The sequence below is a fragment of the Thiocystis violacea genome (assembly GCF_016583565.1).
Lineage (GTDB): Bacteria > Pseudomonadota > Gammaproteobacteria > Chromatiales > Chromatiaceae > Thiorhodococcus > Thiorhodococcus violaceus_A.
Genome location: NZ_NRRF01000290.1, coordinates 1 through 502, shown reverse-complemented (window position 1 = coordinate 502; position 502 = coordinate 1). Strand labels below are relative to the sequence as shown.

At 58.8% G+C, this 502-nt stretch carries 1 protein-coding gene; it reads left to right on the top strand.

Going from position 1 to position 502, the window contains the following annotated elements; all coding sequences use genetic code 11:
- Window positions 1-502 (top strand): nitrogenase component 1 (locus tag CKO23_RS25260; protein WP_274600262.1); only part of this gene is annotated, 502 nt, incomplete at both ends.

Genomic DNA, 502 nt, shown 5'->3' with positions numbered 1-502 from the left:
CAACCGCTACGAGGGCGGCAAGGCGGCGCAGTTTTTGGAGAAGAAGTTCAAGATTCCCTCGGTGATTGGCCCGACGCCGATCGGCATCCGCAACACCGACGCGATGCTGAAGAAACTGTCGGAAGCGACGGGCAAGCCGATCCCGGAATCGCTGGTGCGCAAGCGCGGCGTCGCGCTCGACGCCATCACCGATCTCGCCCACATGTTCCTCGCCGACAAAAAGGTCGCGATTTACGGCAATCCCGATCTGGTGATTGGTCTGGCCGAATTCTGTCTCGACCTGGAAATGAAGCCGCAACTGCTGCTGCTCGGCGACGACAATTCGTCCTATGCCGACGATCCCCGCATCAAGGCGCTGCAGGAGCATGTCGATTATCCCATGGAGATCGTCACCAACGCCGACTTCTGGGATCTGGAAGACCGCATCAAGAACAAGGGCCTCGAACTCGATCTGATCCTCGGCCATTCCAAGGGCCGCTTCATCTCGATCGACTATGACATC